This window comes from Campylobacter concisus, from assembly GCF_015230015.1.
Lineage (GTDB): Bacteria > Campylobacterota > Campylobacteria > Campylobacterales > Campylobacteraceae > Campylobacter_A > Campylobacter_A concisus_AF.
Genome location: NZ_JAAKZC010000001.1, coordinates 244282 through 253975, shown reverse-complemented (window position 1 = coordinate 253975; position 9694 = coordinate 244282). Strand labels below are relative to the sequence as shown.

The 9694-nt window shown below is 40.6% G+C and carries 7 protein-coding genes; 6 read left to right on the top strand and 1 reads right to left on the bottom strand.

The window, feature by feature from the left end:
- Positions 1 to 331: 331 nt before the first annotated feature.
- Entirely contained in the window at positions 332 to 2194 is a 1863-nt protein-coding gene (gene mnmG, locus G6W42_RS01270) for a tRNA uridine-5-carboxymethylaminomethyl(34) synthesis enzyme MnmG (protein WP_194172635.1), read from the bottom strand.
- Between the two features lie 171 nt (positions 2195 to 2365).
- Between mnmG and G6W42_RS01265 the strand changes: the two genes are divergently transcribed.
- The 6 genes from G6W42_RS01265 to G6W42_RS01240 all read left to right on the top strand — a co-directional run bounded on the left by G6W42_RS01265 (position 2366) and on the right by G6W42_RS01240 (position 9693).
- Positions 2366 to 5818: an acyl-[ACP]--phospholipid O-acyltransferase gene (locus G6W42_RS01265; protein WP_194172634.1), complete on the top strand. Its 3453-nt coding sequence runs from the start codon at positions 2366 to 2368 to the stop codon at positions 5816 to 5818.
- A gap of 142 nt (positions 5819 to 5960) precedes the next feature.
- Entirely contained in the window at positions 5961 to 6740 is a 780-nt protein-coding gene (locus tag G6W42_RS01260; RefSeq protein WP_194172633.1) for an amino acid ABC transporter substrate-binding protein, read from the top strand.
- A gap of 9 nt (positions 6741 to 6749) precedes the next feature.
- Positions 6750 to 7502, top strand: coding sequence for an amino acid ABC transporter substrate-binding protein (locus tag G6W42_RS01255; RefSeq protein WP_194172632.1), 753 nt, complete (start codon positions 6750 to 6752; stop codon positions 7500 to 7502).
- Between the two features lie 9 nt (positions 7503 to 7511).
- Positions 7512 to 8264 (top strand): amino acid ABC transporter substrate-binding protein, encoded by a 753-nt coding sequence (locus tag G6W42_RS01250; RefSeq protein WP_194172631.1) that lies wholly within the window; start codon positions 7512 to 7514, stop codon positions 8262 to 8264.
- A 23-nt stretch (positions 8265 to 8287) separates the two neighbouring features.
- On the top strand, positions 8288 to 8956 hold the full coding sequence (locus G6W42_RS01245; protein WP_194172630.1) for an amino acid ABC transporter permease: 669 nt from the start codon (positions 8288 to 8290) through the stop codon (positions 8954 to 8956).
- Positions 8956 to 9693 carry an amino acid ABC transporter ATP-binding protein gene (locus tag G6W42_RS01240; RefSeq protein WP_194172629.1) on the top strand — a complete coding sequence of 246 codons (738 nt, stop codon included), beginning with the start codon at positions 8956 to 8958 and terminating at the stop codon, positions 9691 to 9693. The genes G6W42_RS01245 and G6W42_RS01240 overlap by 1 nt, the downstream gene beginning before the upstream one ends.
- Position 9694: the final 1 nt, after the last annotated feature.

Below are 9694 nucleotides of genomic sequence, written 5' to 3'. Positions count from 1 at the left end.
GAATATGATATTATTTTTAACTATTTTTAAATTACATCAAAATTAACTTTTTATTATATGTCTACCAAATTCCATATAAATTTCTCTTCAATGCTCTATTATTAAGGATAGATAGCATATTAACTTTGATTTATAGTTATCATCCAAAATTATAAAAACCGATGCTGCAAAAATATAACTTACCATACCTTAACTATATTACATTACTATAAATATTTAACATTGGTTTATTCACAGGAAATAAATAAATGCGTACCATCATATCTTTAAATATATGCCATTGGAAACTCTAACAACAGCCCTAATGATCTTAAAATTGTTTTTAAAATTTTTAAGATCTTCTCTCGCTCATCTTTATGTAGATATGCAAGATATCGATCGCTGCTGGCGTGATACCTGAAATTTCACTCGCCGCAAAAAGCGTTGGCGGAGCAAATTTCTCAAGCTTTTCAACCACCTCGTTGCTAAGTCCGCTTATGCTTCTAAAGTCGAAATTGTCAGGAATTTTCACATCCATCATATCTTTCATTTTTTCGATCTGATTTTTTTGCTCGCCGATGTAGTGCTGATACTTGCATTCGGTTAAAATTTGATCCATACTCGCATCGTCTAAATTTACAAATCTCTCATCAAGCTTTCTTAGTTTTTCAGCCGTAAAGCTCTTTCTAGCTACGATCTTTTGAAGGCTCACGTTTTGGCTGATCGGCTCTTCATCAAGGCTTGCCAAAAGCTCTAAATTTGCCTTATTTGGCGTGATCTGAGTGTTGTTTAAAAACTCCAACCCCTCTTTTAAATTTCTTCTTATATTTTCGATCTCATTGAAAGTCTCATCATCAAGTAGCCCAAGCTCATGACCATATCCGCCAAGCCTTAAAATGGCATTTTCCTCACGCAAAAGCAAGCGATACTCCGCCCTACTCGTAAACATCCTATATGGCTCTTTTGTCCCCTTGGTCACGAGATCATCAATAAGCACGCCGATATACGCCTCATCACGGCGCAAGATAAGCGGTTCTTTGTTATCAAGAGAAAGCGCAGCATTTATACCGGCCATTAGCCCCTGAGCGCCGGCCTCTTCGTATCCAGTCGTGCCGTTTATCTGCCCAGCCAAATATAGCCCTTTTACCTTTTTAGTCTCCAAGCTATGTTTTAGCTGTGTTGGCTCGACGTAGTCGTACTCGATAGCATATCCGTGCCTTACGATTTTAGCGTTTTCAAAGCCCTTTACAGAGCGGAGCATCTGCACTTGCACCTCATAAGGCAGGCTCGTTGAAAAGCCGTTTATGTAGTACTCTGTCGCTTCAAGGGTCTGAGGCTCGACAAAAAGGTGATGTCTGTCGCGGTCGCCAAAGCGGTTTATCTTATCCTCGATACTAGGGCAATATCTTGGTCCGATGCCCTCGATCTGACCTGTAAAAAGTGGCGCTTTGTCAAAATTTGAGCGGATTATCTCATGGGTGGTTTCGTTTGTATAGGCGATGTAGCATGGCAGCTGCATTGGGGAGAAATTTTTAGTTCTAAAGCTAAAAGGCGTTGGGTCTTGATCGCCATCTTGCTTCTCTAAAATTTCAAAATTTATCGTTTTTGCATCGATCCTTGGGCATGTTCCAGTCTTTAGCCTGCCTAAATTTAGCCCAAGCTCCCTTAGGCTAGAGCTTAGATCCTTTGCACTTAGCTCGCCCACACGGCCAGCTTCAAGCTTGTTAAATCCAACGTGGATTAGCCCGTTTAAAAATGTGCCAGTTGTAATTATCACCTTTTTTGCGTTATATGTGTTATTTAGGTGAGTTTTAACGCCTGTTATCTCACCATTTTCGCTTAAAATTTCAGTGGCGATCTCTTGAGAAATTTCTAAATTTGGAGTGTTTAAAAGCAAATTTCTCATATAAACGCGGTATCTATCCATATCGATTTGAGCGCGGCTACCACGCACTGCTGGGCCTTTGCTCTCATTTAGCACGCGAAACTGGATGCCAACGGCGTCAGTTGTAAGCCCCATTTGACCGCCAAGTGCGTCGATCTCTTTTACAAGATGTCCCTTCGCAAGGCCTCCGATGGCTGGGTTACAGCTTGCAGCGCCTATTTGCTCGGCCAAGATAGTGATCAGTAAAGTTTGCTTGCCCATTCTAGCAGCCGCAAGACTTGCCTCAATGCCAGCATGTCCGCCGCCAACGACGATGATTTCATAGTTCATGATAAATTTTTCCTTATTTTTGATGGACAGATTTTATCAAAAAGCATATAAAATTTAAATTTTTTCAAAGAAATTTCACCACAAAATTTATGGCTAGAGTTTTTTATTAATGATATTTTAAATATTTTGCTGTTAGATTTACAAAATTTTAAATCCAAAAAGGCTTTATTCATGAGGAATTTACTAAAAGTCACTGGCTTCATGCCCTATCTTGCGATCGCATTTTTAAACGCAAGTGTCGATCTAGCACACAAAATCACTATCCAAAACGTCCTTTTAAAGACCTACTCAGGCGACACGCTTTTCATCCTAACAGCCGTTATAAACGCGATGATCTTGCTTCCATTTATATTTTTATTTTCACCTTCAAGCTTTATAAATGACAAATTTGCAAAGACTAAAGTTATTAGGATTTGCGCCGTCTTTGGCGTTGTTATCAGCGTTGCAGTGCTTATTAGCTACCTTTTGGGCGCTTTTGGCGTGGCATTTGCACTCACTCTCATACTAGCTGCTCAAAGTGCGATCTACTCGCCTGCAAAATATGGTATCATCAAAGCCCTCGTCGGCACTGAGCGACTTGGCACAGCAAACGGCGTCATCCAAGCGCTTACCATCGTTGCGATACTTGTTAGCTCATTTTTATTTTCATTTATATTTGAAAATTTATACATCCAAGGCGAAAACTCGGAAGAAATTTTAAAAAGCGTCTATCCTATCGGCATCTTTTTGGTCGTTTTTAGCGCGCTTGAAGCATTTTTTGCCTACAAGCTACCTTACATCAGCGACACAAACGAACAAAGCGGAGAATTTGAGCTCAAAAAATACATCAACCTTAGCTACTTAAGAGAGAATTTAAAAGAGGTAAGATCAGATAAAAACATCTGGCTAAGTATCGCTGGACTAAGCATATTTTGGGGTATCTCTCAGATCATCATCGCAGCTTTTCCAGCTCACTACAAGGCGGTTTTCAGTGACGATAGCTCTCTAGCAGTGCAGGCAATACTTGCAGTAAGCGCCATAGGCATCGCATTTGGCTCATACGTAGCTGGCTCTATGTCAAAGCTTCACATCGAGCTTGGCATAGTGCCGATGGGTGCTATGGGTATATTTTTCTCGCTTTTATTTTTCGCATTTGGCTCAAATATCGGCGTGGTGAGCCTTAGCTCATTTGCATTTGGCTTTTTTGGCGGAATTTTCATAGTGCCGCTAAATGCGATGATCCAGTACTTTGCCCCGCAAAAAACGACCGGCAAGATAATGGCAGCAAACAACTTCTTGCAAAATGTCTCAATGCTACTATTTCTAGCCATTGGCATAGGCTTAGTATATTTTGAAATTTCAACCACTAGGCTTTTTGTCTTTACAGCGCTTGTTTGCTTAATCGGCAGTTTTTACGCCATTTTGCAACTTCCACATCTTTTTACAAGGCTACTTTTACTGCCATTTTTAAAGACAAAGTACCGATTTTTCGTTGAAGGACTTCAAAATTTACCACAAAGTGGCGGCGCGCTACTTCTTGGTAATCACATCAGCTGGATCGACTGGCTCGTGCTTCAAGCAGCCAGCCCAAGGGGCATAAGATTTGTCATGTATAGAACGATCTATAACAAATGGTATCTAAAGCAAATTTTTAAATTTTTCAAAGTGATCCCAATAGGCGCAGGGGCTAGCAAAGAGTCGATCGAGCTTGTGCGTGAGTGCCTAAAAAATGGCGAAGTGGTTGCACTTTTCCCAGAAGGGCACATCAGCTACAACGGTCAGATAAATGAGTTTCAAAAGGGATTTGAGCTCATCATTAGAGATCTAGAAGAAATTTGCATAGTGCCGTTTTATCTTCGTGGCCTTTGGGGTTCGAGCTTTTCAAGAGCTAGTAAATTTTATAAAGACCTCACTTCTAAAAACGGCAGACGCGACATCATCGTCGCCTTTGGCAAGCCAATAAATACATTTATAAACGCTGCAAAGATGAAGCAAAAGGTGCTTGAGCTTAGCTTTTCATCGTGGGAGAGCTTTATCTCAAGGCAAAAACCACTAACAAACGAGTGGCTAAACAACGCAAAAGAGGATAAATTTAAAGAGTGCGTGAGCGACAGCACTGGGCTAAATTTAAGCAACTTGAAATTTATAACAGCCGTTTTAGTCTTTATCAAAATTTTCAAACGCGAGCTAAAAGATGAGAAAAATATAGGCATCTTGTTGCCTAGCTCAAGCATCGCAGCCATCGTAAATATGGCGCTTCTTGCCATGGGCAAAGTGAGCGTAAATTTAAACTACACACTAAATGAGACCTCGCTAAATCACGCCCTAAGAAAAGCAAATATAAACACGGTGATCACATCTAGCAAATTTCTTGAAAAGCTCGCACTTAAGGGATTTGATCTAAAAGATGCGATGAGTGGCAAGGCTAAATTTGCAGAAGATCTCTCAGCTAGCGTCTCAAAAAAAGAGAAAATTTTAGCGCTTTTAACTGCGTTTTTTGCCCCAACTTGGCTCATCAAACTTTGCTATTTTAAGCCAGTGAGCTTAGAGGATACAGCTACCATTTTATTTAGTAGCGGCAGCGAAGGCGAGCCAAAAGGCATTGAGCTAAGCCATAAAAATTTACTCGCAAACATTAAGCAAATAAGCGAACTTCTAAATTTCAAAAAAGATGATGTGATCTTAAACTCACTCCCTGTCTTTCACTCATTTGGCCTAACAGTCACCACACTTATGCCACTTTGCGAGGGGATAAAAATGGTGAGCGTGCCTGACCCAACAGACGGCGCGACTATCGGCAAAATGGCTGCAAGACACAGCGCTAGCATCATCTTTGGTACCTCAACGTTCTTTAGGCTCTACACTAGAAACAAAAAGCTTCATCCATTGATGTTTCAAAGTGCCAGAATGGTCGTAGCTGGAGCCGAGAAGCTAAAACCTGAGATAAAAGATGAGTTTAGGCTCAAATTTGGCATAGAAATTTATGAAGGATATGGCGCGACCGAAACGGCGCCGGTGGCGGCTGTAAATATGCCAAATATCCTAGAAAAAGAGAGCCTAAAAGAGCTTACATTTAACAGACCTGGCAGCGTTGGCATGCCTCTGCCTGGCACCATCATCAAGATAATCGACCCAGAGACGCTTGAAGAGCTAGAAACTGGCACAAATGGGCTCATCGTCATCGGCGGCTCGCAGGTGATGAAGGGCTATCTAAACGACGAGGCCAAGACAAACGACGTCATCACGCACATTGATGGCGTAAGATACTATAAAACCGGCGACAAAGGCCACATCGACGAAAACGGCTTTGTTTTTATCGTCGATAGATACTCGAGATTTGCTAAAATTGGCGGCGAGATGATAAGCCTTGGAAGCGTCGAAGAAGAGCTTGCAAAGGTGCTTGGAAGCGACGTCGTCTTTAGTAGCGCAAACGTGCCAGATAGCAAAAAGGGCGAAGCGATCGCACTTTTAGTAAAAAGCGGCACCGAGCCTGAAAATATCGAGCAAATTTTAAAAGAGAGCAACCTAGCTCCGATCATGACACCAAGCTATATATTCATCGTTGATGATATCCCAACGCTTGCAAGTGGCAAGGTTGATTTTAAGGGCGTTAAAGCTCTAGCGGTCTCACTTTTGGCGGAGTGAGACACCGCTCTCTTATTTTTGTGATAAAATAGCGCCAAAGTATTACCTAGGTCGCAGTTGCGACTGACATTTGCATAAATCTTAAATTTTATCTTTTTGCAAATTCCATTATTGATTTTATTTTTTCTATAAGGAGTTTTATATGAAATTTTCTAGTGCTTTTAAATTTGGTGCGCTCTGCGTAATTGCCTGCTTACTCTCTTTAAATTCTGCTTTAGCAAATTCTTACGAGCAGATCAAAAAAGACGGAGTTATAAGGATAGCGACCGAGGGTGTTTATTCGCCATTTTCATTTCACAATGAAAAAGATGAGTTAATGGGCTATGACGTAGAGATAGCAAGAGCTGTGGCTAAAAAACTAGGCGTAAAGCCAAAATTTATCGAAGCTTCATGGGATGCGATGCTTGCGGCATTTGATGCTGGCAAGGCTGACGTGGTATTTAACCAAGTTAGCATAACCGATGAGCGAAAGAAAAAGTATGACTACAGCGTGCCATATATGCTCTCTTACTCAGCCATCGTCGTGCATAAAGATAATAACGACATCAAAAGCTTTGCTGATCTAAAAGGAAAAAGAAGTGTGCATTCAGTAAATAGCATGTGGATACCAACCGTTGAAAAGTATGGCGCCAAACTAGTTGTGGCCGATAGTTTGAGCGATCAGATAAATTTGATCATCACAAAAAGAGCTGATGATACGATAGATGATGCGGTGATGTTTTATGACTATATCAAGCAACATCCAAACGCCCCTATAAAGATAATCGAAGCTGGCAATGAGCCGATGTATACGGCTGCGATTGTTAAAAAAGGTAACACAAAACTTTTAAATGAGATAAATTTTGCCCTAAATGAGCTTAGCAAAGAAGGAGTTTTAAGCGAAATTTCGCTTAAATACTTCGGCAAAGACATTTCTAAATAAGGAGAATTAATGAATTTTAAGCCCATTTTTGGCTTTATCGCAGGTGCTTTTTTAGCTTTAAATTTAAATGCTTCAACTATCAAAAAAGGCGAGCTTATAGTTGCAACTGAAGGCACTTACTCGCCTTATTCATTTTATGATGAAAAGGGCGAGCTAGTAGGCTATGACGTAGATATCGCAAGAGCTGTAGCAAAGAAGCTAAATTTAAAGATCGACTTTCTAACAGCTCCTTGGGACGCGATGCTTGCAGCATTTGACGCTGGCAAGGCTGACGTGGTGTTTAATCAAGTTAGCATAAACGAAGATAGAAAGAAAAAGTATGACATGAGCGTGCCTTACACCATGCCATATCCTGTAATAGTCGTGCATAAAGACAATAACGACATCAAAAGTTTTGCTGATCTAAAGGGCAAAAAAAGCGTGCACTCTGCAACTAGCAACTGGGCAGCGATAGCCGAGAAAAACGGCGCAACAGTGGTTGTAGCTGATGGCTTTAGCAAAGGCGTGGAGCTTATCATCTCAAAAAGAGCTGACGATACGATAAATGACAATGTCACATTTTTTGACTACATCAAACAACGCCCAAATGCACCGCTAAAGATCGCATACACTAGTAACGAGCCGATGCCAACAGCTGCACTTCTTAAAAAAGGCAATACCGAGCTACTAGAAGCGATAAACAAAGCGCTTGATGAGCTAAAAGCCGAGGGCAAGATAAGCGAAATTTCAATGAAATATTTTGGAAAAGATATTTCAAAATAAATGATCAAAATGAAATTTACAAATTTATTAAAAATAGTAGCAGTGCTTGCAATGGCTCTAAATTTGCAAGCAAAAACTATAAAAGATGGCGTGCTAACAGTAGCAACAGAAGGCACTTACGCTCCTTTTACATTTTATAATGACAAAAATGAGTTAGTGGGATACGACGTAGATATCGCAAGAGCAGTAGCGCAAAAGCTAAATTTAAAAGTTGAGTTTCTAACAGCTCCATGGGACGCGATGCTAGCTGCATTTGACGCTGGCAAGGCAGACGTTGTGTTTAATCAAGTTAGCATAACTGATGAGAGAAAGAAAAAATATGCTTTTTCAGTGCCTTATACTGTGACATTTGGCGCTATCATCACTAGAAAAGACAATAACGATATAAAAAGTTTTGCTGATCTAAAAGGTAAAAAAGATGCCGACTCAGCGACTAGTAACTGGGCGAAAGTCGCTGTAAAATACGGTGCTGAACACGTCGTAACAGATAGTTTTGCTAAAAGTATGGAGCTTCTTATATCAAGACGTGTAGATGCTGTTGTAAGAGATAACATCGTATTTTACGACTTTATAAAAGAGCGTCCAAACGCACCTGTGAAGATAGCTGCCTCACTTGACGAGAAAGACTACACAGTAGCAGCTGTTAAGAAAGACAACGCCGAACTTGCAGAGCAAATTTCAAATGCTTTAACTGAACTTTCAAAAGAAGGCAAACTAGAAGCCATCTCAAAAAGCTACTTTGGCAAAGACGTCTCAAAATAAATTTATAAACCAACAAGGCAAAAATGGAAAATTTAGATAGAGTGATCGAGCTTGTTTCAAGCTCGACGCTACCGATGATCATCGCACTTTTAAAAGTGACGATCCCACTTACTTTGCTCTCGTTTTCGCTAGGGCTTGTCATCGCCATTATCACAGCAGTAGCAAGGCTTTCAAATATAAAAATTTTAAAATTTATATTTGCCACCTATGTTTGGATATTTCGTGGCACGCCGCTTCTTGTGCAGCTTTTCATCGTATTTTACGGACTTCCTAGCATCGGCGTCATGCTTGATACTTGGAGTGCGGCGACTATCGCATTTAGCCTAAACGTGGGCGCTTATGCGTCTGAGTCTGTAAGGGCTGCCATACTTTCTGTACCAAAAGGTCAGTGGGAGGCAGCCACATCGCTTGGCATGACGCACTATCAAATTTTAAAACGCATCATTGCACCTCAAGCAGTGAGGATCTCACTCCCTCCGCTTTCAAACACATTTATAGGCCTTGTTAAAGACACTTCACTAGCAGCTTCTATAACGATGGTAGATATGTTTATGGTCGCTCAAAGGATCGCAGCAAGGACCTTTGAGCCACTCATCCTCTACATCCTAGCAGCACTCATCTATCTAGTGGTTTGCACACTTTTAACCTATCTTCAATCAAGGCTTGAAAAAGCTGTCTCAAGGTATGTCTAATGGCTATAAATTTTAAAAATATAAGCAAATCTTACGGCGATCATTTGGTGCTAGATAATATAAATACAAGCTTTAAAGAGGGGCAAACAACCGTGATAGTTGGCTCATCTGGTTGTGGCAAATCAACGCTTCTTAGGTGTATAAATTTACTTGAGATCCCAGAAAGTGGTACTTTAGAGGTAGATGATAGGAGTGTAAATTTTAAAGAGAAGCTAAGCTCAAAAGAGCTTTTAGAAATTCGTAAAAAAACGGGCATGGTCTTTCAAAGTTTCAACCTCTTCCTGCACCTAACAGCGCTTCAAAATGTCACTGAAGCTCCGATCTACGTTCAAAAAAAGGATAAAAACGAGGCGATAAAAGAGGCAAAAGAGCTTTTAGCTAAAGTGGGGCTTAGCCACAAAGAAGATACCTATCCAAACAGGCTCTCAGGCGGACAAGCACAGCGCGTGGCCATCGCTAGAGCCCTAGCTGTAAATCCATACTTTTTGCTACTTGACGAGCCTACAAGTGCGCTTGATCCAGAGCTTGAGGCTGAAGTTTTAAAGGTCATCTTATCTCTTGCAAAAGAGAAAAAGTCTATGATCATCGTCACTCATAATATGAATTTTGCTAGAAAGATAGCTGATAGAATTTTGTTTTTAGATAAAGGTGTGATCGCCTTTGATGGCTTGGTAGATGAGTTTTTTAACAGCCAAAATGAGAGGATAAAAAGCTTCATCTCGGCTATGGATATATAAA

Bases quoted from the DNA above. Each gene is read 5' to 3' on its own strand.
- G6W42_RS01255 (WP_194172632.1), top strand. From the start codon at position 6,750: ATGAATTTTAAGCCCATTTTTGGCTTTATCGCAGGTGCTTTTTTAGCT.
- G6W42_RS01260 (WP_194172633.1), top strand. From the start codon at position 5,961: ATGAAATTTTCTAGTGCTTTTAAATTTGGTGCGCTCTGCGTAATTGCC.
- G6W42_RS01265 (WP_194172634.1), top strand. From the start codon at position 2,366: ATGAGGAATTTACTAAAAGTCACTGGCTTCATGCCCTATCTTGCGATC.
- G6W42_RS01250 (WP_194172631.1), top strand. From the start codon at position 7,512: ATGAAATTTACAAATTTATTAAAAATAGTAGCAGTGCTTGCAATGGCT.
- mnmG (WP_194172635.1), bottom strand. From the start codon at position 2,194: ATGAACTATGAAATCATCGTCGTTGGCGGCGGACATGCTGGCATTGAG.
- G6W42_RS01240 (WP_194172629.1), top strand. From the start codon at position 8,956: ATGGCTATAAATTTTAAAAATATAAGCAAATCTTACGGCGATCATTTG.
- G6W42_RS01245 (WP_194172630.1), top strand. From the start codon at position 8,288: ATGGAAAATTTAGATAGAGTGATCGAGCTTGTTTCAAGCTCGACGCTA.